Genomic DNA, 25722 nt, shown 5'->3' on the forward strand with positions numbered 1-25722 from the left:
TTGTGAGACTTTCCTTCACTCGCAGGATTGACCCAGAGGCGCTTTCCACTTGCGGTAGGGCATGGCTGAATCGTCGTTTGACCTGATCGTTCTAGGGGCTGGACCCGGGGGCTATGTTTGTGCTCTTCGCGCTGCTCAACTGGGGATGAAGGTGGCCCTGGTCGACAAGCGTCCGGAGCTGGGCGGCACCTGCCTGAATGTCGGTTGTATCCCTAGCAAGGCTCTCCTTCATTCTACCGAGGTACTCACCGCTGCCCGTGACCATGGAAGTAAGCATGGAATTGGGGGATCGATTGAATTGGATCTCGCTGCGTTGATGAAGAACAAGGACTCCGTCGTCGGAAAACTGGTTGGTGGGGTGAAACAACTGGTCCGCGCCCGGAAGATTGAAATTTTTCAAGGGACGGGATCTTTTGTTTCGCCGAATAAGATTGCGGTTTCTGGAGAAACAGAGGCCGTAATCGAGGGCGCCAATGTGGTCATTGCAACAGGTTCAAAAACGGTTGAGCTCCCGTTTCTGCCTTTTGATGGCGAACGGATTATTAGCAGTGACGAGGCCATTGCGCTTACGGAAGTTCCGGAAAGATTGATTGTCGTTGGGGGCGGTGCGATCGGTTTGGAAATGGGTTCGGTCTGGCAGCGGATGGGAGCGGAAGTCGAAGTGGTCGAGTTTCTCCCCAAAATCGCACCCACCTTTGACGAGGAGGTCAGTAAGTTAGCGGAGCGAATTTTCAAGAAACAGGGTCTGAAGTTCCATAAATCCACCAAGGTCACAGGCTTCCATGAGTCTGATGACGGCAAAGTGGTTTTGGAGGCCGAAGGGCCAAAAGGTAAAGTGGAGTTTCTGGCCGATAAGATCCTCGTTTCGGTCGGACGCGCCGCAATGACAGATGGCTTGAATCTGGAGGCGGTGGGTATCGAAATGGACGAGCGCGGACGGGTGAAAGTAGACGACCACTTTGCGACCGGAATTGACGGAATTTATGCGATAGGCGACGTGATCAAAGGACCCATGTTGGCGCACAAGGCCGAAGAAGAGGGAGTCGCCCTTGCGGAGAACCTAGCGGGCCATTCTGGTCATGTGAATTACGGTGTGATTCCCAATGTGATCTACACGGATCCCGAGATCGCTTCGGTGGGATTGACCGCCGAGGAAGCGGCAGAGAAGGGGATCGCGATTAAGACCGGCAAGTTTCCTTTGGCGGCGAACGGAAGAGCACTTGCTACCGATGCAACAGATGGCGTCGTGATCGTGCATGCGGATGCAAAGACTGATCGTGTAGTCGGTGTGCAGATGGTGGCACGAAATGCCTCTGAGTTGATTGCAGCCGCTGTCACCCACATGGAGTATGGGGGAAGCGCAGAAGATATCGCTCGAACGGTTCACGCACACCCGACTCTTTCAGAGGCTTTCAAGGAAGCCGCCCTTGCCGTAGACGGTCGCGCACTTCACTCGATGTAGACACTGGATGTTTCGGGCTCTGAGCATCCTTCTTGGTTCAATTGGGTTGCTCGTTTCGGCCTCGGCAGTAGAGAGGAAGAAGGTATTGGCTGCCTACCTGCCTTCGTGGGGTATTTCTTCCATTTCAAACGTTAAACCTGCGGATGCGGGGATTACTCATCTGCTCTACGCTTTTGTGAAGCCGTCTTTGAACCGGGAGACAGGGAGGGTGGAATTGCTTCTGGACTTTGAGGGAAACGGTCTTCCAGAAGGCGCGGCGACGAGCACGTTTGCACAGTTTCTGGAATTAGCAGGTGAGGGCTCTTCGGCAAAGCGAATGGTTTCCTTGGGTGGATGGGGTCTCTCAGAGGCCTTTACTGAGATCGCGTCAACCGATCAGAACCGACGGGAGTTTTCGAGCGTGGTGACGCGGTTTATCGATAGGCATGGACTGGATGGAGTGGATATCGATTGGGAATATCCAGTTGAAGGAGGTCCGGAGGAAACAGTGGTTCGACCCGAGGATGTAGAGAATTTCGTGCGGCTCGCAGCAATCCTACGGAAAGATCTGGAGACTTTGGGAGCTGAGCGAGGGCAACCCGTTCTCCTGACCATCGCAGTTTCGGCGACCTACGACTCTTTATCCAGACGCTACGACCTCGAGGAGCTGTCTGGGTATGTGGACTGGTTCCATGTGATGGCCTACGACTTTGCTGGCCCATGGTCACCGCGTACGGCCCATGTAGCCCCTTTGAACGCACCCGGTGAACCTGATTACAGACAGATTGGGGTAAATGGTGCGATTGCAGCGTTGCAAGAATTGGGCGTGCCGAAAGAGAAAGTAGTACTTGGTCTTGGTTTGGCCGGAGTTCGTTTTGAGGACGTCAGGCCCAATGGTAATCAGTGGATTGGGGTCCCTTTTACCCGAATGAATGAGAGCACTCGGAAAGGTTCTTGGAACGACTTCCGCTTCCTCCATTCTGCAGTTTTGTATCCACCGATGAATGACGGCGAATGGTCCCTTCGATGGGACGAGCAAGCAAGGGCCTCTTACTGGGTCTGCCCGACTTCGAAAACGGTGATCAGTTTCGAGTCGATCCGCTCTGCTCAGGAAAAGGCTGAATTGGTCCGGATAGATCAATTAAGGGGAGTTATGATTTGGTCGCTCGATAAGGATGGAGACGATTTGCCGTTGGTCCGGGCGGTGTCGGAAGTGTTGGAAAGGTAACCAAGGCGAAAGGTAATGCGCAGTCCCGCGTACGCGGGACAAGCCGCGGTGGTTTACATTGAAACGGGGTTCTATTTACGAAATGCCCGGCTTGCCGGCCTCGTGGTGAGCCTGCCGAACTGAGCCTGCGCCCCACCTTTTACGTAAAAACCGCTGTCGCGGTTCCTTTCTATGAGGACTCTCGGATTCCTTCGACGATCTGCTCCAGATGGTTCAGGGGAAGACTGTAATGCCCTTCGCCTGAGAGTTCCTTGAAGCAGGATTCTGGAATTTGTGAGGCTGTTTTTTGGGCTGCACGGATAGGGATATTGTGATCATCGGTGCCGTGCCAAAAACAAACCTTTGTCTCGATCGATGTCAGTGAAAAACCCCAAGGCTCAACGTAACGGGTAGCATCGTGCAGAACTCCCCGAGGATGTTGTCGAAACGCCATTTTTACGCTTTGCGCCATTGGGATGCGATTCGACTTTGATTTGAGGGAGTGCCGATCTGACTTCGCGATAAACGGATAGAGCGGGAGAAAGAGAAAATTCGGTGGAATGATTGCAAAATAAAATCTGGCTAGATGAAGACCAAACCTAAGAATCCACGGCGTCTTTCGGTAAATTAATTCGAGGCCTTTGTAGATTGGGTAGGCCGTCTCTGGATCGAGCACGAATTCAGGTAGGGCAGCACCACAGCAGATGGTGACACTCCTTATCCGCTCTGGATGTGCAGCAGCTGTCGCCAGTGCATAGGGGCATCCACCGGAAACAGCGAGCAAGTGAAATTCGTTCCAACCAAGAGAATCGAGAACATCACTGATCAACGGAGGCCAGTCTGTGATGGTGCGATTTTTTTCGAAGGTAGATAATCCGATTCCCGGCCGATCCAGAGAAAGAATATGATAACCGAATTTTTTAGCGGCTGCATCTGCGAGTGCGGCTTGCTTCCCAGAGCCCGGCCATCCATGGCAGTAGACGAGTGGCTCTCCTTTCGGATCTCCGTAAAAATACCCGTTGATTTGAGTAGAGGGGCGTCCTTCTCGAGCGAAAGTGCGGGTTTCTAAGGGAACGATGGCGCCACTCATGAGAACGTAGTATCAAGCCCGAGGATTGTCTGCTCAGATATTCTTATCGAGGATATTCGTATTGAGTGCCCTTTGGTGAACTATTGTAGGATAGCGCAGGCATAACTGTGCCGTACGGTATCTATGAGAAGATACCGTAAATCGGCCAAAAAAAAGCCGCTCTCCCAAAGGAAGAGCGGCTGAAAATAAGGGGGGATCAACTAGTAGGTGTAGGAGATCTCTCCAGAGTCGGTCGAAACCGTAAGGGTTCCATCTACCGAAACAGTGAGATTAGTGTAGTCTTCACCTGCAACTGGTTGGATCTCCGGGAAGTAAGTGCCCACAAGAGCTGAGTAATCAACGCTGGTGACACCATTCTCAAGCAGGTATCGCTGACCATTGGAGGCAATCATTTCCAAGTTGTTCATGATGGTGTTCCGCTCCGAGTTTTCCTGAATCTTTTGGAAGGCTGGGATAGCCATTGTAGCGAGTAGGGCGATGATGACGACCACGATCATGATCTCAACAAGTGTGAAACCTTTCTTGGGCTTATTCATATAACGTTCCTATTTGGATTACTTGGCGATTGAGCGAGACGAAGCCGTCTCTATCCGAGAAGTGCGACAGCTTCTTGTCCGTAAGGCAATCTCAATCCCGTCCTTTGCTATTTAGAACTCTATGTGAGCAGTGATCGGGCTCGTCTGGCTCTAGCTTACATCTCGGGCGCATCGGAATCCGCAATTTGAGGTTGAGCTGTCAGGCGTGTTTCCTGTTCTCGCTCCAAGACGGTATCGGTTACAGTAGGAGTCGTGACAGAGGAACGAGCCGCCACGCATTGAACGTTGGTCTCCGGTTTCAGGACCTTCGGGATTCGTGCGCGTGTTCTGCAAATGCCAGGAAGGACTGAACCAATCGCGGCACCATTCCCAGACGTTGCCACAGACGTTATAGAGACCGAACCCGTTGGGTCGGAAGGAGCGTGCGGGTGCAGTCCCGACGTAGCCGTCCAAAGCAGTATTCTTGGTCGGGAAGGTGCCCTGCCAAATGTTGCAGTGGTGTTTTCCTTTTGGGGTCAACTCATTGCCCCAGGGATACCTCGACTGCTCGACTCCACCGCGGGCGGCAAATTCCCACTCCGCCTCGGTGAGGAGCCGTTTGTTAGCCCATTCACAGTAAGCTTGGGTATCGTGCCAGGAGACATGGACGACGGGATGATCCATTCGCTTCAAAATATTGGATCCGGGCCCTTCGGGTTTTCTCCAATAAGCGTCTTCAACAGCGTACCACCATTTGAGTCCTTGAACAGTTTGTGAATCCCGTAGTTTGCGCTGTTTGGACTTCGGCAGGAGAACCAAAAACACGTAGGACCAGCCGAATCTCTCGGCCTCCGTTTGGTAGTTAGTTGCCTGAATAAACTCCGCAAACTGAGTGTTGGTGACTGTCGTTGCGTCGACAAAAAACGGCGAAAGCGTTACCTCGCGAATGGGGCCTTCCCCATCTGCCGGCCACCCATCCTCGTCTTCACTTCCCATCTTAAACGAACCACCTTTTATACGAATCATACCTTCGTTATCCTCGGCGATCGCTCGGGTGACGGGGCGAGTGCGGAGGGCTTGATTGAAGGAGGAGTCTTTCCCTGAAGTCACGCTAGCTTTGTCGGCCTCAGTGGGCGGGGTACAGCAGCCAGCTTTTGGTTGCGGATCCTCTGAGCTCACGATCTTCCCACTTGCCGTTAGAGACCATTTACAGCCATCGGCATCGGCTGTTCGCAGCTTGAATCAATGGTAATCCGAGTCCCGCTCTCTTCCGAATCATGGAAAGCAAGGATACAGTCCAAGACATGGTAGGCGATTGCTCCGCTAGCGCGGGGTCCTCGGTCCTCGGTGATCGCTTGGACCATATCGAGCAAGCCCAGGCCTCGGCCGCCGGAGTACGAATGGCTTTGCTGGGCAGCAGTGTAGGGTTTTGGAGGATATTCGCGGTTGATCAGGATTTCGCCTTCGAAACCGTTGGGATCAGGGCTTATTAGGGAGCCTTCCGTCCCGTGAAACTCGACACAGGATGGATCACCCGGTCGGAACTTGTGGTCAAAGCTAAACTCCAAATCGACTAACACGCCGCCGACCGTTTCGAGGCTTCCTGAATAGTAGGTTGGGGTGTTGACCTGGATCGTCTTACCGTTGAGGGGTTCGCTTGTGATCGTCCGCTCTGTGAATCCATTCATGGCACGGCCTTGAACGGATCGGATGGGCCCAAGACACTGGATGAGAGTGCTCAGGTAATAGGGACCCATATCAAGAAGGGGACCGCCCCCTTCTTGGTAGTAAAAATCGGGATTGGAGTGCCAGTGCTCATGTCCTGCGCTAAGAAGGTTGCAGCGGGCAAACAATGCCTTTCCGATCTCTCCCTGTTCGATTAGGTGTCTTGCCGATTGGGTTCCGGTGCCCAGAACCGTATCCGGGGCGCAACCGACTTTGAGACCTTTTTCCTTCGCCTTCTCGAGAACTGCTTTTCCTTCCTCACGGGTAAGGGCAAACGGTTTTTCACAGTAGGCGTGCTTTCCGGCTTCGAGAGCTTTGTAATTGATTGAGGCGTGGGCTGCGGGATGGGTAAGGTTCAGGATCAGGTCGATACTCTGATCCTCCAGAAGGGCCTCAATCGTTGGAGCGACAGTAGAAATCCCAAAACCGGATGCTAAATCCTCTGCGAACGGTTGGCGTACATCGGTGCAGGTCGTGACTTCGACTTGGTCACGGTAGTCCTTTAAAAAAGGGAGATAGGCATTACGTGCAATATCACCACAACCGATTAGGCCGGCACGGATCTTGGGATGGGGTTTTGTCATCTACTTATCTCTTTTCGCTACTTTCTCGCGGCCCAGAGACAACCTTTCAGGACCATCTTCCAGACGGCCGGGTTTTCATCAAATTCCTCTACTGAATGGCCTAGCGATGAATAGAAAACGCGCCCTTCTCCCCAGTTCTTTGTCCAGGCAACAGGCATCTTGATTTCCTTTCCCTCGTATTTGTAGGTTGTTGAGAGGAGGACCTTAATCCCGGGATCGGTCAGAAGGTAATACTGTTCCGAATCATAGGAAAACTCTTGAGGGAGTCCCTGAGTCAAAGGATCTTCCGGGTCTTCGATCTGAACGGTGTAGGGACCCACGTGAGGATGGCCGACGAAGTGCCCACCCACCATCCATTCGTAGTCAATCGCACCCCGGAACGAATCTCCCATCGTACCGTGGATACCGGAGAGTCCGACGCCTGCGCGAACGGCTGAAGATAGGTTCTTCTCCCGATCCCCGGAAAGTGTTCCCATGGTCCATCCGGGAATGATGAGGTCGAACTGTTGCAGCAAGTCCAAATCATCAAGACAATCCAGCGAGTCCACCAGTGTCACTTCAACGTTCGCTTGGGAGAGATCTTCTCTAAACTTTTGCGCGAGTGCTTTTGGTTGGTGACCATCCCATCCACCATAAAAAAGTAGTGCAGTTTTCGCCATCTGAGTTAGCAGAGTTGGGTGTAGGTGGTGGGATCTTGTGTCAAAAGGACGCTGGGTTTTGGCATGGGGAGGAGTTTTGACGTGAGGTTGTTCAGGTCAAGATCAGTCCAAATGCTTTTGGAGTTTCAACCGGCTCGGGTCCCGAAGAAAGCACACTCGGCGCAAGCTCCGAATCATTTGAGATTGCAGATTTGAAATTTGAGATCGAAATGAGGCCTCATCCTTCGCATGGCCGAAGGTTCTTCATCTGTGACTGACGACAAAAGACAGAACCACTGGAACATATCCGCCGATACCGGCGGAACCTTCACTGATGTTGTTGCCACCAGTCCGGAGGGAGAGAGAAAGGAGGCGAAGGTTCTTTCTTCTGGAACGCTTCGTTTGCGGGTTGTTCAGAGACTGGGTGAGGGTCGGTTGCGGGTGGATTCGTTGGGTCTTCCAGATGGATTTCTTGGAAATAGTCTGTTGGTCGGCGGCGGAATCGTTCGAGAGTTCGTCGAGGACAGGCTGACAGTCGACGGAAGCCTCAACCCTGATTCCGATACCGTGGAAATCGACACGGGACTCCCGGCTCCGCTTCTCGGCGCGCATCTGGTGACTCAGACGCCTCTTGCGCAACCGTTACCGCCGATCCGAATGAGGATCGCGACTACTCGCGGAACCAATGCCCTCCTCGAAGGAAAAGGGGCCAAGGTTATTCTACTGACCAGTGAGGGCTTTACCGACCTTCTCCGCATTGGAGACCAAACCCGTCCAGACTTGTTTCAACGCCCGATTCCATCAAGGAGAAGATTGTTCGCCGAAACGGTGGGATTGCCGGTGAGGCTAAACCGAGAGGGCTCTTCGGAGGCTTTTGGAACGGGAGAGGGAATTCTCGAAGAACTGGAGAAGTATGCTGGAGAAGACCGTGTTCTCGTTTTGTCATTGTGCAATGGATACTTTGGGTCTGAAATCGAGGAAGAATGGGTATCGAAGTTTCGCCATTTGCCCTGGGCGAAAGTTGTCACTGCATCTTCTTTGAGTCAATTACCTGGTTACCTGCGACGCACGGAGACTGCGGTGGTAGAGGGATATTTGGGTCCGATTCTCGACAGCTATCTGGATTCGATAGCGGAGGTGGAAGGGGTGAACGAGCTCAAGGTAATGACGAGTGGGGGTGGGGTCCTTTCCCGTGATCGATACCGTGCGGTCGATTCCCTGTTGAGTGGTCCAGCCGGCGGAGTGATTGGTGCCGTGGGGGCAGCAAACAGGGTGGGAGTGTCTTCGTTTCTGGCCTTTGATATGGGAGGCACCAGTACGGACGTCTCTCGCTACGACGGGAACTTGGTCTATCAGAGTGAGCTGTCTGTGGGGCAAGCGAAGGTTTACTCAGAGGCGTTACGCATCGAAACGGTCGCCGCAGGAGGTGGGTCGATCTGTGCGTTTGACGGTCATGGTTTTACGGTGGGGCCAGAAAGCGCAGGGGCTGATCCAGGTCCAGCCTGCTATGGCCAGGGAGGGCCGCTCACCTTGACCGATGTGCACCTGCTCCTTGGTCGTCTGGATCCGTCCCGATTTGGAATACCGCTGCATTCTGAGGCGGCATCGATTGCCTTTGTCCATCTCCTAAATCAGGCGAACAAAAAACAAGCTTCAACAAAGGAAAAGGAAGATATTCTTCGAGGTTTTCTTCGAATTGCGGACGAAACCATGGCAGGTGCACTGCGAAAGATCTCTATCCGTGATGGCCTCGATCCTAGCTCGTTTTCGCTAATATCTTTCGGCGGAGGTGGCGGTTTGCATGCCTGCAGCCTTGCTGAAATGCTTGGGATGAAACAAATCCTGCAGCCGGGTAGTGCCGGAATTCTTAGTGCCGAGGGTCTGGCGGATGCTCGTCCGGAAAGGATTGAACGGCGACCGGTTCTATTGCTGGTGAAGGATTTTGAGAATCAGGCTTCTGCCCGTTTTGCGGAAATTGAGAAGCTGATCTTGGATGAGTGGGAGGGGGGATCAGTCGAGACGATTGTCTGGCAGCGTGAGGTGTTTCTTCGGAGGCTTGGGCAGGACGCGACGCTTCGTTGCGAGTGGACCAAGGGCGTCGATTTGCAGGCTGCGTTTCAGCGTGAGTTTGAGCGGATCTTCGGTTTTCAGCAGGAGGACCTTATGATTGAGGTAGCTACGATCAGGGTTCGGGCCGTGGGCGAAGAAGTCGAGCAATCCAAGGAAGAGTTCTCCCGTGAACAGCTGGTAGAGACACAGGCGGGCGACTTTCTCTCGGAGGATGATCTTGCGTCGGGTTGTTTTGGTCAAGGGCCCTGTGTTATCTCTCAGAAGTTCGGGACACTGGTGGTTGAGAAAGGCTGGCAGTTTATGGTTGGGGAGAAAGGTTCCATTCTTCTCGATCAGGTTGAAGACTCCCACGTGGAGCCGGTAGGATTTGGATCGACGGAGATTCGCCATGAATTGTTCCGCAACCGCTTCGGCGGAGTCGTCGAGTCGATGGGAGAGGTCCTGAGGCGGACTGCGCTGAGCGTGAACATTCGGGAGCGCTTGGATTTTTCCTGTGCTTTGCTGGATGCCGAAGGGCGATTGGTCGTCAACGCACCGCACATCCCGGTCCATCTGGGTGCGATGGGAGTTTGCGTTCGATCCGTGTCTCAAGTGCTCAACTGGAAGCCGGGGGATATTGCGATTACGAACCATCCCGGTTTCGGCGGTTCGCACCTGCCGGATGTAACTGTAATGGCACCGGTTTTTTTCCAAGAGAGGGGCCTCGTTGCTTTTCTGGCAGTGCGTGCCCACCATGCCGAGATTGGGGGGATTCGGCCGGGTTCGATGCCTGCGGATGCACGCTCGCTAGGGGAGGAGGGTGTGGTTATCCCTCCGTTCCATCTCTTTCGAGAAAGCAAGGACCATCGGGATCGGCTGCGGCAACTGTTGCAGGGAGGAGACGGAATCCTTGGCTCACGGGCTCTCGAAACCAACCTCGCCGATGTGGCGAGCCAGGTGGCAGCAGTTCGCGAGGGATTGTTCCTCGTTGAAAGAATGATTCAGAGCTTTGGGATTGAGGAGATTCAGTTGTATCTAACCCGCATTCTCGAGCAGTCCTCCAGTTGGATGCTAAAGACAATCACCGCCTTACCGGTTAAAGAAAAAGAGGTAATTGTCCATTTGGATGGAGGCGAGGAGATTCACTGTAGTTTTCGGGTCAACGACCAAGGCCGACTGCAGATCGATTTCGATGGAACGACTGCGGGGAATGGAGCGTTTCAGTGTCCGCTCGCTGTATCGCTGAGCTCGGTGCTGTATGTTTGCCGTCTGCTCGTTGACCGTCCGGTTCCATTGAATGAGGGGCTTCTGGCTCCAGTGGATCTCACGGTTCCAGAAGGATGTCTACTCTCTGCGACCTTTTCCGGTGAAGACATTTCTGCGATGCCGCCCGTTGTTGCGGGAAACGTGGAAGTCAGTCAGCGGTTAGTGCAGGCCTTGATCCGTCTTTTCGGGATTGAGGCCGATAGCCAGGCCACCATGAACAATGTCATCTTCGGAAGCGGGAACTTTTCCCATTACGAAACCCTGGCGGGAGGAGAGGGAGCCTCCGCACGCGGACCGGGAGCCGACGCCGTCCAAGTGCACATGACCAACACCGCGATCACCGATGCTGAGATTCTGGAACACCGGTTCCCGGTAAAGGTAGTGAATTTTTCGATACGGAACGGATCCGGAGGGCAGGGAAGGAATTCTGGCGGTTGCGGAGTCGTTCGGGAGTATCTTTTTGAAGAAGAGGTAGAGCTTTCCCTCCTCACGCAACAACGGGACTTCGGACCAAAGGGAAGCGATGGCGGCCTGAATGGTTCGCCCGGCCAACAAATCCTCATCCATCCCGATGGTACAGAAGAAACCTTACCCTTCGCCTCCACTGTGACGGTTCCTAGAGGCAGCCGCCTGCGAGTGGAGACTCCCGGAGGTGGGGGATGGGGAGAGATTGAGGAGAGATCAGAAGATAGACTCCAGGAGACAGAATTTTGAGAAAGAGAGTCTTCCGAGACCCCCAAACGTCCTGTTGGAAGAAGTGTAGGCGTCTTGGGGGAGGGGCGGGTTCCATCCCGTCCGCGAGCTGTGTGGATTACCCGCTCCATGATGCGGATCAGCAAGCGTATTGATTGAAGTAGAGCGCAGCGGGAACGGAGCCCCACCCTCCGGGTAAGGAGTAGGAGTTCAATTCTGTAGGCCTTCCAGACTCTGGTTGGATTCGATCAGGCAGGAATACAGGGTGAGAGTGTTCTTCGCTTTGTAAAAAGTCGTCAAAAAAGTTTTTTTCCAAATAAAGTTGCAAACTAGACTCAGTAGCGTTTTTCTTCATTTTCGCGACTAAGTCTCAATAATGAGAATCGCGTTCTAAAACCTAAAAAATGAATAAAAACAAAAAACACTCACTCCTGCAGACCAAGTCAAGCAGGGGTCTGACCCTGATCGAGCTCCTTGTGGTTCTGGTCATTCTTGTCGCCGTTGGCGGCCTTCTCGTCCCAACCATCAGCAACGCCCTCGCTCGGAGCCACGTCGCGACTTGTGCGACGAATTTCCCGGAAGTGCATCAGATGGTCCAAAGAGCCCTTTTCGAAAGCACTAGCTTGGGAACCGATTTTGAGTCGGGAATCGATATTGGAGATACTAGTGTAGGGGTCAATGAGCAGGCAGTTTTGACCCTAACTGCGGATGATGTAGCGGCTCTTGCGGATGTTGGCATTACAACAGTAGTTGATCATGATGAGGGTGCTACTGATTACAGTGTTACGTTCAACATCGGCGCCGCACAGCGTACGTTGGCCACTGGTCAGACACTTATTACTTTGACGCCTGCACAGGCTGAGAGCATTTATCTGCCTAACGGGGCTGGAGATCGTTATGTCTGGCTCGGTATAGGCCCTGACTGGTCCCTTTTGGGCACCCTTGCTCCCGAACCACCAGTGCATTTTGGTGACACTCCGGGATTTCTCCCTGATGAGGTTCATTCCCGGTTCGGAATTATTCTACAACTCGCTGAGGACGACGGAGCGGGCACTGCTGTCCCGTTTGAGTCGGCCGAGTTCAAACGAGTCAGCTACTCGCTCGGGAATACTGACGGCGTCGCCGGAGCCGAGTTTGAAACAGGGGACAACCACATCGGTGTCTACTGGACCGAGTTAAACGAGAGCTAAACGCTAAACGGTATTAACCTGAGGCGTGGCGCTCCCGCTCACTGGGAGCGTCACGCTTTCTTTCCCACTGTAGATGATGATCTAAATGACACGTTTTTCGTCACCATCTTGTAAAGGCGAAGGGCACTCAGAGCATGCATGCCTTCCCATCAGCCTTACGAACTTTTTAACGGGTTCGAGTCACAAGATTACCTAATTTGACAGTTGGCCTACTACGGATCTGATCGCTGCCGCAATTTTGTTGGCGGCTTCTTTTGTTGTTACAAACAAGTATGTAAGTGTCGAAATCAAGCAGCACCCGGGGTGCCGCAAATCTGCTCTCAAAACTCTCTTTTTTTCTCTAGGTGAGAGCATAAAAAAAATTTCCAGACTAAAATATCCTCTTGATGAAACCATGAATACTCTAAACAAAAAGGAGAAGGGCAGGTTCTCAGTTTATTCCCGTCGCGGTCTAACTCTAGTTGAGCTTCTTGTCGTCCTTGCAATTATCACCGCTGTTGCAGGCATCGTCATCCCGATCATTCCGGATTCGCAGCAGCGTTCGCATGGAGCAACAGGAGCGGGTAACGTACGCGAACTCGCCAAAGCCGTTGAAGTGCAGAAAAGCTCGACCGGTAGCTTTGGCAATGAGTGGGACAGTCTGATCGATAGTAACCCGGCCACGGTTGCCCCGACTGACCTCGTGGTGGAAGACTTGAGTTCTCCGGGAGTGGGCACGGTCGAAGAGGCGATTGTCAATGCCCTCGTTGAGGCGGGGATCGTGACCGCCTATGAACACGATGATTTCAGCGACCCTACCGTGAACCAGACGTTTGACGGGCTCACGATTGCTTTGGTCGATAAACTGGGGTCAGACGAAGATGTCGCCACCCTCACCGCCGCTGGCGAAGACCGCCTTGGCCTTCCGGGTAGTGTATTGAATGGAGTACCTGCTTCGGACATTGAAGCCTACGTCGCTTTTGGGGTTGGGCAGGAATCTACTCTGGTCGGTCGGAGTCTAGTCGATGCCCCCGTGCAATATCCGTCGGGAGCGACGAATCCGACAGACCACTATTCACGGTTCATTGCTGTCTTTGCGGTGCCGGTCGACGGCGCCCCCCTTCGTCTCGCCACCATCACCGGTGTCGAAGATCTGGCCGGAGGTGATCGTCTGCGCCGCCTCGGCGACTATCTGGACGATTATTTCAACAGTTTTAATTAAGACTGGAACTATCGTCCTTTGATCGGTCAGTGATCCCCACTTTAGATGGAATGATTCCTCGCACTCCTCACTGCTTCCGCCTGCTACGAGCGACTGGCTTCACGCTGGTTGAGCTTTTGGTCGTCCTGACCATTCTTGGTGCAGTGGCGGTCATCGCGACTCTCGCCTACACAAGCGACCCAGTAGTTCTCGACGCAAGTGGCGAGCCGATCACCTCGCGGGAGGCAGCTACTACAGCGACGCTACGGGAAGTTGAAACGGCTCTCACCGGGGGAGGACTGGGCGAAAGCGGCTACCTCCAACACATCGGCGCGCTGCCCTCGCGCATTGCGGGACTCATGGAAAACATCGACAGCGAGGACGCCTACGACATCACCACCAAACGTGGCTGGCAGGGGCCGTACTTTATCACGAGTGTCGTGCGCTACGGTGACTTTATCGAAACGGGCGACGGCTTTGACGACAACTCGGACATTGCCGGCATTGAGGACGAACCGACTATCATCGATGCTTGGGGTAAACCGATTGTTCTCCAGGAGCCCGGTGACGAAGACGATGCACGCCTTGTCTCTGCCGGACCGAACCGGATTTTGGAAACGGACCCGAGTGATGCGCTGGATCCTGATCGGGGTGATGATCTCGTTCTGTTTCTCCTCAGTGTAGACCCTTTGCTGTAGATTTGTGAGTCAACGATTGATGAATACTGATAGTCAGGTCATCTCGGAACAGGTTTCGGATGGCGGAACTTTGCCAGATGCCGGATGGATAGGCGGCTGCAGTCAATCCCGAGCGGCTGCTCTTGACCGTCGAAGCCTTGGCGTAGTCGGTTTAGCTGCCGGTGTTCGTTCTACGGTTCAATACTGCTCTCGGCGACTAAAGTCGCCGTTCCTTGGTTTGTTATTTGCGAGGAACGATGACTTCACTCGTCGTAGCGGTTGTCCTGAACGAAACCTATTTGCCTCTGACGACGGGAGACGGACAAAGGCAAATCCAACCCGTTCCCGAGACGGTCTAACCCTCATTGAGCTACTCGTTGTCCTGAGCATCATTGCGGTGCTTTCATCGGTCGTCCTGCGAAATGTTGCCCAAATGACCCAGGAAAATCGATACGATGCCAATATTGATCAATTGGAAGAGATCGAAGCGAGCATTGTCGGCGATTCTGCCTTCGTTGGATTCGTCAGTGATATCGGAAGATTGCCAAGCGCTCAAGGGACTGACCCTCTCACCCAACTAAGCGAGCTTTGGGAAGCGGGTGGGCTGCCTGCCTATGCAATCGTTGCGCCGTCCGGCGATTCCGAGGTTCGGGTCGGCGCGGGATGGCGCGGACCTTATTTGAACCTTGGACTCAATCGGTCTGAGGTGACAGATGGTTTCGGAAATTCTTTAATCCCTCTCGACATCAGTGGATCAGCCGCCGACGACGGAGATCCGATTTCGATCATCCAGTCTGGCGGAGCCAACGGCACGACTGACCTCTCTGATTCGGGAATCAACGAAGATCTCGCAATTGTCTTCGCAGCCGACTCAACGGCTGTCTCTGGCGGACTTGCTGATACCGAGGGAGACTTTTGGCGGAGCGACCTGGTGGTAACCGTGGTTCGGGATGGCGGCTCGATCGCTCTGGCAGACGGCGCAAACCTAATTGTTCGCGTCTACGGGGCAAACGGTGCCGGCGGAGCACATACAGTTTTGGAAGAGAAGCGAGTTCTCCCAGCCGACTCTCCCTCCGAATCCTTTACTCTTAGCGACCTACCCGTTGGTGCACTCGCATTACGCGCCTATCAGGATGCAACAGACCCTGCTAACAAAGACAGTGCGATCACCACAACCCTTCCCGAACGCCGGTCACCGGTAACCCAAATCCGGCTCGGGCAGTTCAACGAGCCGGTCACCCTTACCCTCTATTAACTAAAGAAATTACAAGCAAAGACCCGGGGTTCATCCGATTGCAACAGGGATTCGAACTCAGAAATTCCAAAAGTTTTCAGACAAACTCTAATTTTCACCAAAACAAACTCATGCCACTTCCTTCTGGAGTTTCCCTCACTGTGTTGGTCGATACTGGATCCGCCCGTTTCCGAGTGGATCTAAAGCGTCGCCAGAGTGCCTATGCAGTTTTGCGAATCATCTCTGAAGAAGTCCCTGAGAATCAGGCGAACGAAGAAGAAGAAACTGAGCCGGATTATTTCGACCTTTCGGAAGACGTCGACAAGGGGGGTTGGATTACGGCATTGCTGGATCATCGTCCGGCACCGGCGAAGGATGTGTTTGTCTTTAGCGTCCGAGTCGGAGCGGCAGTCGCTGAGGTGCCAAGTTTCGGCGGTGGAGACCAAAGTGAGACGATTGCGATGGAAATCGAGGCACTGACCGGCCAGAGCACTGAAGAGTCGCAGTGGACGTGGAAACGTCTCTCCGCACCCGATGGTTTTTTAAAGGCATGGGGTATCGCTGCGCCGTTTTCCCAATTGATCGCCTGGCGCGAAGTCATTGGCGGGAGGCGCGGCTGCCGGTTGATGGGGGTTGGGCATCCAGCTGGGCTTCCGACAGGAGCAGAGCAGCAGATCGAACTATGGGAAGGTTTGGCGATGCACGTGCAGAATGCGCGCGGGAAAAAGAACATCCGTGGATGGAGCGGTGTTGGTGCTGAGCGTGTGGCTTTGGCCGACCCCGAGGTGCAAACTAGTCTCTCAAAGTATGGTTTGCTTGCGGTGACCGACCGGAATATGCCCGAATGGTCCGATCTCGAGGGTATCGAATGGATCCGTCTGGATTCCGCTGATGGTCAACAGCGCTGGGCCGAAGGTCTCGCCACCGTTATGGACTTCCAAGCCCGGCGGCCTGGACTGATCCCGTGGTTAAGTATTCCTAAGCCGGAGATGTCGACGCGGGCACTGGTCACAAGAACCGTTGCGGTTACGGCGGCAGTTCTCGTTCTGACGATTGCCTATCACTTGTTTTTACTGGGCCGGAAGGATAGTCTGGAAGAGCAGGTGGCCAGTTTGCGGACACCGATTGACGAACACCGGGAGCGGCAAGAGGAAATCCGCAAGCTGAATCAAGAGCTCCGGACCTTAAGGAGTCGTCCCGAGAAAGCCGTTTTCAACATTGAAGCCCACGAGGATCGTTTGCAGTCCCTCCTTTCGAATTTGGCTGATGCCGCTGGCGGCAATATTCTCCTTCGCAGCATCAAGCCGGAAGGCTTCGATGTGCACGTTTCGGGCGTTGCTACGACCCCACAAGGCGCGGCTGCCTACGCGATGGAGCTTGATTTTTTCGGAGGAGCCTCCGGCTGGAGAGCTTCCCTGGTGGAGCGCGAAGCCCTTCTCGTCAGACCCGACGGCGGGCCGTGGACGTTTTTGATCGAATTGACCCCTTCTCCAGTTCGCACTCCGGTTCAGCCTGATTCGGGTTCTGCGAAGAAAGTAATTGCAGGAGGATCAGGCCAATGAAAACGGTTTCCCCCCGCGAACGTGTGATGGTGCTGCTCCTGCCTTCTGCCATCATCTTACTCATCTATGGCTTCTTTGTGGTTCAGCCTCTTTTTAAGGAAAAAGAAGAGCTGGAGCGGCAACGCACTGTCTTGGAACTGCGTTTACCTACCCAAGCCGAGCGTTCTACGGTCCGGCGACAGCTCCTCGAGCTTCAACGGGAGGTAAGCACGATCCGCGGATCGGATAGCGAAAGTTCAAAAGGACGCTCGGTGTTTTCTCCGAACGAAGTGCTCGAGGCCAGTGCGGAACTTGAAGAGTTGATGGAGGTCCATGGTGTGATTCTGATGTCGGAGTCCCGCGCCGAGGCCCAGGATCGGCGAGCGTACGAGCGTCTGCTCGATAAGCGCCCTGGCAGCGAAATCAGCCGTCTCGAGCTGGCTGGAACGTTCGCAGGGATTTCTGCCTTGGTCAGCTCCCTCGATCAGACTGGACCAGCACTCTTGCCGGTTGCCATTGAGATGGACGCGGGCATGCAGGGTGAGACCGATCTGCGCCGCTGGAATCTGTGGATTTGCCGTTGATGAGTGGGGAAGGAAATGGTGCTGGAGCGCCCGAACTTTCGACTTTGCTCGAAGCCCTCATTGAAGAAGAGGCCTCCGACTTGCACCTGGCGCCCGACCATGCGCCTCTTTTCCGGATTGACGGAACACTTCGTTTCCTCGACGCCTTTCGCGAACCTTTTCCACCCGAGGTGATTTCCAGTTTGGCCAAGCACCTCGCCGGCCCCGCGATGACGGACACGGTTGAGGCCAAAGGCTCGGTAGATGGAGCAGTGACCCACGGAGAAGACGGGCGCTTTCGCTACAACATCTATCGAAGACTTCCGGGACTTGCGATTGCCATCCGGCGGCTGGAGAACCGCTTTCGTTCCTTGAAAGATCTTGGCCTCCCTCAGGGACTCGACTCGTGGTGCGATCTGCCTGACGGTTTGGTGCTGGTCGCCGGGCCGACTGGTTCGGGAAAATCGACGACCCTCGCGACCCTTCTCGACCAGATCAACCGGACCCACGCCAAACACATTATCACGATTGAGGACCCGATCGAATACCTGCACATTTCTCAACAAGCCAGAATTGACCAAAGGCAAATTGGTGCTCACGCCTTTAGCTTTCAGGAAGCCCTTATCTCTAGTCTGCGGCAGGATCCGGATGTCATTCTCGTCGGAGAGGTGCGCGAGAGGGAGACGATTCGAACCGCTTTAACGGCTGCCGAGACCGGACATCTGGTCTTCACGACTGTTCACGCACCTGACTGTGCCGGAGCGATCCAGCGGATTGCCTCGGCCTTTCCGGCCGACGAACAGCCAGGCATCCTCCGGCAGCTCAGCATGAATCTGCGGGGCGTCCTCACTCAGCACTTGATCCCTGCCGACGGTCCGATCACCCGCACTCCCACCGCCGGAAAAGCGCAGCGTCCCCGAATTCCTCTCTGCGAGATTCTGCAGAATACTCCAGCGGCTGCCAACCTCATCGCGAAGGGCCAGTATCAGAGCCTTTATTCCGTCATGGAGACCGGTTCACGGCAGGGCATGCAAACCCTTGAACAGAATATGATCGAGTGGGTGCAAAGTGGTTCCCTCCTTCCGGCAACCGCCTTTTCATTCACGAAAAATCCTGGAGTCTTGGAACAAAGACTGGCTCGCGAAGCGAGTCTCCGACAATCCGAACGCAGCTTCGGCTCGTCTGGATTGCAGGCAGCGAGGAAAGAACGATGACAGGCCCGGCCGATACCTCTTTGCTCAAAGCGAGTCCTTCCGAGACCGACTCAGAACCGCTTGATCTGGAGACGATCAAATTTGATCCGCGTTATGCCCTGCTCACTCCGCCGAGCCTGATGATTCGCCGTAGGCTGCTTCCTCTTCTCGAATTGGATGGCTCCCTCCACGTTGCGGTCGAGCGGGCTCTTGATCCGAACTCGGCACGTCTCTTGGAGCGCTTCATCAAGCTTCCCGTGGTTCCAGTACTTGCCACTGGCGAATCAATCCGGGCGCTTCAAACTCGCCTCTTCGGGAACTTGCGGGAGGCAATGTCTCAGGATCGACCGGTCATCGACACCGTAACCGCTCGCTCCGAGAGCGATCCAGACGACGCCGACGAAGCGATTGCTCTTTGCGACCAACTATTGAAGACAGGTCTGATCCGAGGAGCATCCGATATCCATTTCAATGTGGCTCGCGATGATTCTGTCCAAGTGCGAATGCGGATCGACGGTTCTCTCGTGGAAGATCCGTCTCTGCCCGCCTATTTGCGCTCTTCTGTGTTTAACCGCATCAAGGTGCTTGGCGGGTTGGATATTTCTGAAAAGCGGGCCTCACAGGATGGCTCTTTCACGTTTGAGCCCGGCGGTGTTTTGCCGTCTACCGAGGTCCGCGTTGCGACCATTCCGGCCCGCCACGGTGAACGCATCACTCTGCGATTACTGATCCGGGACGAAGGGATTCTAACGCTCAACAAGTTGGGCTTTTCCGACGATGACTTGGAGCGGTTTACCCGCGCAGTGACTCTTCCTTACGGCATGGTGTTGATGACCGGGCCAACTGGAAGCGGCAAGAGCACCACACTCTATGCCGCCATCAAGCATCTTCTGGGGAAGCGCACCGCAAACGTGATGACGGTAGAAGACCCAATCGAATACGAGATAGACGGGGTCACTCAGACGGAAGTCGACGCCCGACGAGAGAAAGTCTCCTTTGCCTCATCGCTCCGCAGTATTCTCCGCCATGACCCTGATGTGGTTATGCTTGGGGAAATCCGGGACCGCGAAACAGCCGAGCTGGCCGTCCGGGCCGCCCTGACCGGACACCTTGTTTTGAGTACTCTCCACACGAATACTGCAGTCGGTGCAGTGACCCGCCTCCTCGATCTCGGTGTGGACCGTTTCCTTATCGCCACCGTTCTCCGGCTGGTCGCAGCCCAGCGACTGGTGCGGGTCCTTTGTCCCCATTGCCGGACAGAGAGTTCGCTTACTGAAACAGAAGCTCAGCTACTCGGGTCATCCGCTTTGGCAGGGGAGCGCTGTTTCCGCCCAAACCGCTGCTTGCGCTGTGGTGGAAAGGGTTTCATCGGTCGTTCCGGGCTTTTCGAGATTCTGCCCATTCGATCAGAAGAGACTCGCCTTATCGGCAGCAGTTCCAACGACGAATCAATCGAATATCGCCTCGTCGAGCGTCGGAGCGAAGTGGGGATTCCCTCCCTTCTTGAAAGCGGACTTGCGGCTGTTCGAACTGGAATGACAACCGTTGACGAAGTGATCACTGCGACGCTTGACACCGTCTGAGAATGCCCCGCTTTGCCTACACCGTAAACGCCGGAAATGGCGAACGCTCCACTGGGGTGGTTGAAGCGGCGAGTCTGGATGCGGCTCGCTGGGCACTGCTCGGTAGAGGGGTGAAACCTGAACGCCTCCAGCCGGCGTCGGATGCGGACGACGATCAAATTGCCGGCAGAGGCACGAGAGCCTTTTTGTTCAATCCAACCACTTGGAGAAGGATCAAGTCGGTCCACGTTGAGCTTACCCTGCGGCAACTTGAGGTCATGCTCCGCAGTGGTCTAACCCTCCTTTCATCGATTGAAACGATTATCGATCAACCCCCTTCAAGGGGAGTGCGAGCTGTTTATCAGCAGGTCCGGCAGCGGGTTGAGTCTGGCATCCCCTTCGCCGAGGCACTCTCCGAACATACCTGTTTTCCAAAGTCGGTGACCGCAATGGTTGGCCTTGGTGAGGCCAGCGGTAATCTTGAGGAGGTTTTGCTCCGCTGTGCCGAAACAATGGAGAGCGCACGCCGTAACCGAACTGCAGTCCTGACCGCGCTTTTCTACCCAAGCTTTACTTTCCTTTTTGCCATTGGAGTGAGCGTTTACATGGTCCTTGCAGTGATCCCGCCAATGAAAACGGCGCTGGAAGCACTCGGACGTCGCCTGCCAGCCATGACGCAGTCCCTCATCGACGTTGCCAACTTCTTCACGGACTACGGCGCGATCATTCTCGTAGTGCTTTTGACTCTCGGTCTCATGCTACTTGGTTTTTGGCTCTGGCCCCCGGGGCGATTGGCTCTCGACCGCTTCCAGCTCCGGGTGCCACTTGTAGGCACTATTGTCCGTTGTTCAGGAACCGCTCTCTTCTCACGCCTGCTTTCGACCCTTTTGAACAGTGGAATTCCGCTAGTCGATAGTCTGCGTATCCTCACTACAATTCATCGCAATCGTTACTTCGTTCAGGTGGTCGACGATACACGCAACCTGATCCTGCAAGGGGGAAGTCTTGCTGCGGGCATTGGCAAGGGAAAGGCCTACACTCCGATGATGGTGCGGATGGTGGGAGTCGGCGAAACTACAGGAAACCTCGAAGAGACTCTTCTGAACGTAGCCGAGTTTCATGAAGAACGCCTCCAAACTCTGATCAAACAACTCAGTGCGGTCCTCGAGCCGGCGATCGTCCTCATTGTTGGCCTCCTCGTGGGCTATGTTTACCTCGCTTTCTTTGTAGCGCTCTACGGAGCCGTCTAAATTTGATGATACATCCAATAAAACTCCTTCTGCCCAGTCTTCTAGGCTGTTCTAAAGAAAATATGCTTAGCCGTTCTTTTATGGTTTGTGCTTTTCTGTGTTTCGCAACGATCTTTGTGCCCGCAGGCTCAGCGCTCGCTCAAGGTACGAGTGGGTCAAACGGTGATCCGACTCGGCCAAACTCCTCAACTGGCGCAGCACTCGAAGCACTCCGCCGAGCGTCCGGAAACAATCAGGATGATCAGGATGAAGAAGATGAGATTTCTGTCATCGGTGTGGTGATTGCAGGTGGGGAAGAGTCTGCCCGTGGCATGGTTATTCTCAAAATTGACGACTCAATTTTTCCTGCAATTGAAGGCCAGACAGTCCGAACGGGGGAACAAAACGTGACCATAGGAAAGCTCAATCTGAACATGGTTGAGCTTGTGGATCCGAAGCGAGGATCAATACAGCAGGTGTTTTTCGGATCGAATCGCGGGGTGGCGACAGAGGAAGGTCAAGTAGCTCTAATCGAGCTTTCCTCCGTCCCCTTGTTTCTTGCCGCACAAGCGCTTTCCTACGTGACGAACACCCAAATTACTGCAACGGTTGAGGCGCAAATCCGCCCGATCACCCTTTTTCTACGGGATGTCACCGTTGATGAAGTCCTCTCCAGTATCGCCGCGACCCATCACCTCTATTCGAGCACGATACGCGACTCCGGTATCATCCGATTTCAGACGGTTGAAGAGTTCGCAAGGGGATCGGCTGCCCTGCAGGATCAACACAATCAGGTCTTCACGCTTCGCTTCCCCAATGCGCGGGATATTGCCCTGACTATTCGTGATCTGTATGGGGATCGAGTCCGACTTTCCGAGCGGGTCGACGAGAGTGAGGAGTCTGGTGAGTTCCTGACCGATGATTTAGAACAACGACTTGAACGTTTCGATATCATCGCCGGTCGGAGCCAAGGTCTGGGGGTTGGAGACCAAGGCGGACAAGGAGGCACCATTGTTGGATCGAATCGTTTGTCCTCACTCCGCAATAACCAAAACAACAGTCTTCGGAACTTTAACCAAAGAACAGATCAGTCCTCTACCCAGGGAGAATTTGAATTTACGGACGAGGAAATCAGAAGGCTTGGGTTGGTTGATGACGCCCGCATCGACGCTATCCGGGATTCACGGGCGGATATCTTTGTTTCGATCATCGACCGACTGAATAAGTTGCTCGTCCGGACGAGAGATGAGCGAACGATGAGCGAGATCGAGGAACTGGTAGAAGATCTCGATGAACCGGCGCAGCTGGTCTTTCTCGAAATCCGGATTCTCCGAGTGCAGCTCGACGACGGTTTGGATACCGCTTTCAACTGGGCTTTTTCAGAGGGTGATGGGGCAGGCATCTTTCTGCCGACAGATCCTGAAATCAACGGTTCGCTTCTCTTTAGTTATCTCGACAGTTCCTTCGCGGCGGAGATTCGTTTTCTGCAGGATAAGGACAAGCTCACCGTCCTCGGTCAGCCTTCGCTCCTAACAACAAACAACGAAGTCAGTCGGATTTTTATCGGCGAGCAGGTGCCGGTTCTGGTTGGTTTCGGAGACAACACGACGATCGTCACCGATCTCGGAAACACCGTTAATTTTGCGAACGCGGAGTACGAGGACCAGGACGTTGGATCTACCCTTTTGATCACTCCAAACATCAACGATGACGATACTGTGGAGCTTCGCTTGCTTCAGGAAGAGTCTCAGATCGTCAGAAACGGAGCCAACGTCTTAGTGCCGAATGGTGACGGAGGTTTTGACGAAAGACCGATTGATATTGTGGCTGCACAGACGGTGAGTGGTACTTTTGTTGCAGCGAATAGCCGGACATTTGCCATAGGAGGATTGATCACTGAGTCGATTGAAGATCAGATCTCACAGATACCTCTTCTTGGTGACCTCCCTCTCATCGGCAGACTCTTTCGGAATCAGGCAACGACTCGTAGAAGAGACGAGATCGTTCTGTTGGTAACCCCAACCATCATAAACAACCCGGATGCAGGAGAGTTAATGACCCGAGACTTCGTTGAACGGCAGTCGCTGTTTCCCAATCCAATGCCGGAGGATGGAAATCTGGATGTTTTCGAAGAAAGTGACGTCCTTGTCCCAGGGGTGCCTGAGAAAAACGATGCCGCAGGAACGATCAACAGCTTCTTCCGCGGCCAATACGGTCCAAGAAAATAGGCCGGAAGGAATAGACACTTTTACCACCTAAACGGGGTGTTGAGCGGGTCCTGTTCCCGGGTATTCAGGACATCGGTTTGTTTGAGGTTCAAGGGAGAGGTTACTAAATTGCGACTAGGGATGGATTAAATCTCCCCGGCTGTAATAGGTAGCCAAGTGGAAATGCATCGGTTTCTTTTTTCATGCTCCAAACTTCTCCGAGGTCTTTAAATTCCTGGGCTGTAATCATTGATATAATCGTTCCCTTCTCCACCTGATACTGCATGGCGAGGAGACTTGATTCAGGTGTAAAATCAGGTCCGATTACAACGAAGCCTGCGACAGGCTTTTCAGCTTGCTGGATGTAACCGTCGAATTGTCTGATGTGATCCTTTAAGTTTACCGGTGTTTCCTTTGATTTATTGTCCCAGTAGATCACCTTGTCTTTATAGGAAAGTGCGCCGTCGGCGTGGTTCGTTCCGATAAGATTGAGCGGCTTATGTCCAAGCTTTTTCTCGAAGACATAGTCTGTGACCGACTCAAACTTCCGTTCAATTTCGATATCTTTCTCAATCAACTGCTGAGCTCGTAGTGTCGCGGAGTCGCGGGTGGCCAATTCTATGAAATATTTGTGGAGGTGTTCCCTTTCATCGACAAGTTGATCACTACGTTCATGGAGACTGTCATAAAACTCTATTATTCGTTCGATTAGATCTGATTTGCTTCCAGAAACATTCAGATCGAGGTCTGAGCACCATTTTCTTAAAACGTCAGTCGGTAGTCCATCTCTTGGGCTAGTTCCACCTAGAAGAATTCGAGGGCTCATTTGCTCAACGGAAACCTCGAATAGATCCTCCATCGTGCAGTTTTTCTCAGTTTTAACCCCGACTTTGTCCAATGACTCTTGGATGTAAGACTTTGAGCGAACCGCTTTATAACGGAGTAGCTGTGAGAAGCCGTAGTCACGGATCTCAATCTTCATTACTTTTGCAATAGTATCTGCGACCTCTGAAGGAATCAGATCGTAGTCGATGCCATCGTGGTCTCGGATCGAAAAGACAAGTCCTCGGGCTTGAAGTTCACGGCGAACGTCTTCGATGTCCTGCCGAGTGTGAAGTTCGTTAAGACTTTTCGGGAATTTGCCGAGTTTAGCCTCTATGATCCGGAATTCAGTCTCTGTAATTCGAAGGCGCTCACGTATTTTTTCAACAAGGTTCTTTTCATCAACAGACAGATCGTCGTTGTGTTCCCACGCGACCTTGACCACAAATTGCATGAATTCTAGGTCCTTTGATCTCTCGCTGCTCTTTTTAAGTAGATCCTCGTTTGATCGATCTACAATCTCTTGTTCCCATTTTATGATCTCTTCTTCAGTGTTCCTCCTCGGAGACATACGGTCATCCCGTTGCATAAGAACGTGTTTGATAAAAAAGGGTGCAATTATTCGGAGGTCCCGGTTGCTTCCCATCGTCAAGTGATTGAGCGCGTTCCGAACGTTTTCCTCAAAGTAATACTGCGGTGCAGTCTTTACTAGAGCTTCCTTGATTTCTTCCTCCGAAAGGGCGCGGTAATCGATTACATATGCACTTGCAATCCGTTTGAGCTCAGTGATTGTGGAAATATTAGTAACGCACTTAGAGAACTTCATGCCTGTTCTTTTGTAATGCGTTGAGTGACAGGTCAATTTGTTTTAGGACTAGGGTTGGTTTCGATACGAGAGTGGCAGCTAACCCCACCATATTAAACCGCACCTCGTGCGAAAGAATCGAAATCGAAATCGAAATCGAAATCGGTATCGCTGAACCTCCCCCAAAAAAGTTGCCATGTGTCTATCTTAAATAAGGAGATAAAACCATGGAAATCGAAAGTCGTCGCAGCTACAGCAAAGAGTTCAAGGCAAATGCCGTAGAGCTGATGCTAGCTGGAGAGAGTAATATA

At 53.4% G+C, this 25722-nt stretch carries 19 protein-coding genes; 13 read left to right on the forward strand and 6 right to left on the reverse strand.

Annotated elements, in window-relative coordinates:
• The first annotated feature begins 61 nt into the window (after positions 1-61).
• Both lpdA and AAGJ81_12295 read left to right on the forward strand, forming a co-directional pair.
• The gene (lpdA, locus tag AAGJ81_12290) at positions 62-1462 is read left to right on the forward strand and encodes a dihydrolipoyl dehydrogenase (GenBank protein ID MEM0966922.1); all 1401 of its coding nucleotides are present in this window, start codon (positions 62-64) and stop codon (positions 1460-1462) included.
• 7 nt (positions 1463-1469) lie between these two features.
• On the forward strand, positions 1470-2669 hold the full coding sequence (locus AAGJ81_12295) for a glycoside hydrolase family 18 protein (GenBank protein MEM0966923.1): 1200 nt from the start codon (positions 1470-1472) through the stop codon (positions 2667-2669).
• A gap of 169 nt (positions 2670-2838) precedes the next feature.
• Here the strand turns inward: AAGJ81_12295 and AAGJ81_12300 are convergent, their stop codons facing one another.
• From AAGJ81_12300 to AAGJ81_12320, 5 genes are all read right to left on the reverse strand, one after another.
• Positions 2839-3738, reverse strand: a complete 900-nt coding sequence (locus AAGJ81_12300; GenBank protein MEM0966924.1) for an alpha/beta hydrolase — start codon at positions 3736-3738, stop codon at positions 2839-2841.
• Positions 3739-3938: 200 nt separating this feature from the next.
• Positions 3939-4274 (reverse strand): prepilin-type N-terminal cleavage/methylation domain-containing protein, encoded by a 336-nt coding sequence (locus AAGJ81_12305; protein ID MEM0966925.1) that lies wholly within the window; start codon positions 4272-4274, stop codon positions 3939-3941.
• 150 nt (positions 4275-4424) lie between these two features.
• Entirely contained in the window at positions 4425-5363 is a 939-nt protein-coding gene (locus AAGJ81_12310) for a formylglycine-generating enzyme family protein (protein ID MEM0966926.1), read from the reverse strand.
• Positions 5364-5449: 86 nt separating this feature from the next.
• Positions 5450-6562 (reverse strand): Gfo/Idh/MocA family oxidoreductase, encoded by a 1113-nt coding sequence (locus AAGJ81_12315; protein ID MEM0966927.1) that lies wholly within the window; start codon positions 6560-6562, stop codon positions 5450-5452.
• A 17-nt stretch (positions 6563-6579) separates the two neighbouring features.
• The gene (locus AAGJ81_12320; GenBank protein MEM0966928.1) at positions 6580-7221 is read right to left on the reverse strand and encodes a ThuA domain-containing protein; all 642 of its coding nucleotides are present in this window, start codon (positions 7219-7221) and stop codon (positions 6580-6582) included.
• A 249-nt stretch (positions 7222-7470) separates the two neighbouring features.
• Between AAGJ81_12320 and AAGJ81_12325 the strand changes: the two genes are divergently transcribed.
• From AAGJ81_12325 to AAGJ81_12375, 11 genes are all read left to right on the forward strand, one after another.
• Positions 7471-11229, forward strand: coding sequence for a hydantoinase B/oxoprolinase family protein (locus AAGJ81_12325; protein MEM0966929.1), 3759 nt, complete (start codon positions 7471-7473; stop codon positions 11227-11229).
• A 383-nt stretch (positions 11230-11612) separates the two neighbouring features.
• Positions 11613-12398 carry a prepilin-type N-terminal cleavage/methylation domain-containing protein gene (locus tag AAGJ81_12330; protein ID MEM0966930.1) on the forward strand — a complete coding sequence of 262 codons (786 nt, stop codon included), beginning with the start codon at positions 11613-11615 and terminating at the stop codon, positions 12396-12398.
• A 394-nt stretch (positions 12399-12792) separates the two neighbouring features.
• Positions 12793-13599: a prepilin-type N-terminal cleavage/methylation domain-containing protein gene (locus AAGJ81_12335; protein ID MEM0966931.1), complete on the forward strand. Its 807-nt coding sequence runs from the start codon at positions 12793-12795 to the stop codon at positions 13597-13599.
• A 50-nt stretch (positions 13600-13649) separates the two neighbouring features.
• Positions 13650-14276 carry a prepilin-type N-terminal cleavage/methylation domain-containing protein gene (locus AAGJ81_12340; GenBank protein ID MEM0966932.1) on the forward strand — a complete coding sequence of 209 codons (627 nt, stop codon included), beginning with the start codon at positions 13650-13652 and terminating at the stop codon, positions 14274-14276.
• Positions 14277-14295: 19 nt separating this feature from the next.
• Entirely contained in the window at positions 14296-15510 is a 1215-nt protein-coding gene (locus tag AAGJ81_12345) for a prepilin-type N-terminal cleavage/methylation domain-containing protein (protein ID MEM0966933.1), read from the forward strand.
• Between the two features lie 110 nt (positions 15511-15620).
• A complete protein-coding gene (locus tag AAGJ81_12350; GenBank protein ID MEM0966934.1) occupies positions 15621-17051 on the forward strand; it encodes a hypothetical protein in 1431 nt (476 codons plus the stop codon).
• Entirely contained in the window at positions 17048-17614 is a 567-nt protein-coding gene (locus AAGJ81_12355) for a hypothetical protein (GenBank protein MEM0966935.1), read from the forward strand. The genes AAGJ81_12350 and AAGJ81_12355 overlap by 4 nt, the downstream gene beginning before the upstream one ends.
• A complete protein-coding gene (locus AAGJ81_12360; protein ID MEM0966936.1) occupies positions 17614-18807 on the forward strand; it encodes a PilT/PilU family type 4a pilus ATPase in 1194 nt (397 codons plus the stop codon). The genes AAGJ81_12355 and AAGJ81_12360 overlap by 1 nt, the downstream gene beginning before the upstream one ends.
• The gene (locus AAGJ81_12365) at positions 18804-20369 is read left to right on the forward strand and encodes a GspE/PulE family protein (GenBank protein MEM0966937.1); all 1566 of its coding nucleotides are present in this window, start codon (positions 18804-18806) and stop codon (positions 20367-20369) included. Before AAGJ81_12360 ends, AAGJ81_12365 begins: the two co-directional genes overlap by 4 nt.
• A 2-nt stretch (positions 20370-20371) precedes the next feature.
• Complete coding sequence (locus AAGJ81_12370; GenBank protein MEM0966938.1) at positions 20372-21598, forward strand: type II secretion system F family protein; 1227 nt, start codon at positions 20372-20374, stop codon at positions 21596-21598.
• 62 nt (positions 21599-21660) lie between these two features.
• On the forward strand, positions 21661-23805 hold the full coding sequence (locus AAGJ81_12375) for a hypothetical protein (protein ID MEM0966939.1): 2145 nt from the start codon (positions 21661-21663) through the stop codon (positions 23803-23805).
• A gap of 103 nt (positions 23806-23908) precedes the next feature.
• Here the strand turns inward: AAGJ81_12375 and AAGJ81_12380 are convergent, their stop codons facing one another.
• Positions 23909-25432 carry an SAP domain-containing protein gene (locus AAGJ81_12380; GenBank protein ID MEM0966940.1) on the reverse strand — a complete coding sequence of 508 codons (1524 nt, stop codon included), beginning with the start codon at positions 25430-25432 and terminating at the stop codon, positions 23909-23911.
• Positions 25433-25722: the final 290 nt, after the last annotated feature.

Source organism: Verrucomicrobiota bacterium (assembly GCA_038744685.1).
GTDB lineage: Bacteria > Verrucomicrobiota > Verrucomicrobiia > Opitutales > Puniceicoccaceae > Puniceicoccus.

Excerpts from the sequence above, each read along its gene's own strand:
- AAGJ81_12300 (MEM0966924.1), bottom strand. The coding sequence starts at position 3,738 with ATGAGTGGCGCCATCGTTCCCTTAGAAACCCGCACTTTCGCTCGAGAA.
- AAGJ81_12320 (MEM0966928.1), bottom strand. The coding sequence starts at position 7,221 with ATGGCGAAAACTGCACTACTTTTTTATGGTGGATGGGATGGTCACCAA.
- AAGJ81_12345 (MEM0966933.1), top strand. The coding sequence starts at position 14,296 with ATGAATACTGATAGTCAGGTCATCTCGGAACAGGTTTCGGATGGCGGA.
- AAGJ81_12350 (MEM0966934.1), top strand. The coding sequence starts at position 15,621 with ATGCCACTTCCTTCTGGAGTTTCCCTCACTGTGTTGGTCGATACTGGA.
- AAGJ81_12375 (MEM0966939.1), top strand. The coding sequence starts at position 21,661 with ATGCTTAGCCGTTCTTTTATGGTTTGTGCTTTTCTGTGTTTCGCAACG.
- AAGJ81_12360 (MEM0966936.1), top strand. The coding sequence starts at position 17,614 with ATGAGTGGGGAAGGAAATGGTGCTGGAGCGCCCGAACTTTCGACTTTG.
- AAGJ81_12370 (MEM0966938.1), top strand. The coding sequence starts at position 20,372 with ATGCCCCGCTTTGCCTACACCGTAAACGCCGGAAATGGCGAACGCTCC.
- AAGJ81_12295 (MEM0966923.1), top strand. The coding sequence starts at position 1,470 with ATGTTTCGGGCTCTGAGCATCCTTCTTGGTTCAATTGGGTTGCTCGTT.
- AAGJ81_12330 (MEM0966930.1), top strand. The coding sequence starts at position 11,613 with ATGAATAAAAACAAAAAACACTCACTCCTGCAGACCAAGTCAAGCAGG.
- AAGJ81_12305 (MEM0966925.1), bottom strand. The coding sequence starts at position 4,274 with ATGAATAAGCCCAAGAAAGGTTTCACACTTGTTGAGATCATGATCGTG.
- AAGJ81_12335 (MEM0966931.1), top strand. The coding sequence starts at position 12,793 with ATGAATACTCTAAACAAAAAGGAGAAGGGCAGGTTCTCAGTTTATTCC.
- AAGJ81_12340 (MEM0966932.1), top strand. The coding sequence starts at position 13,650 with ATGATTCCTCGCACTCCTCACTGCTTCCGCCTGCTACGAGCGACTGGC.
- lpdA (MEM0966922.1), top strand. The coding sequence starts at position 62 with ATGGCTGAATCGTCGTTTGACCTGATCGTTCTAGGGGCTGGACCCGGG.
- AAGJ81_12365 (MEM0966937.1), top strand. The coding sequence starts at position 18,804 with ATGACAGGCCCGGCCGATACCTCTTTGCTCAAAGCGAGTCCTTCCGAG.
- AAGJ81_12355 (MEM0966935.1), top strand. The coding sequence starts at position 17,048 with ATGAAAACGGTTTCCCCCCGCGAACGTGTGATGGTGCTGCTCCTGCCT.
- AAGJ81_12380 (MEM0966940.1), bottom strand. The coding sequence starts at position 25,432 with ATGAAGTTCTCTAAGTGCGTTACTAATATTTCCACAATCACTGAGCTC.
- AAGJ81_12315 (MEM0966927.1), bottom strand. The coding sequence starts at position 6,562 with ATGACAAAACCCCATCCCAAGATCCGTGCCGGCCTAATCGGTTGTGGT.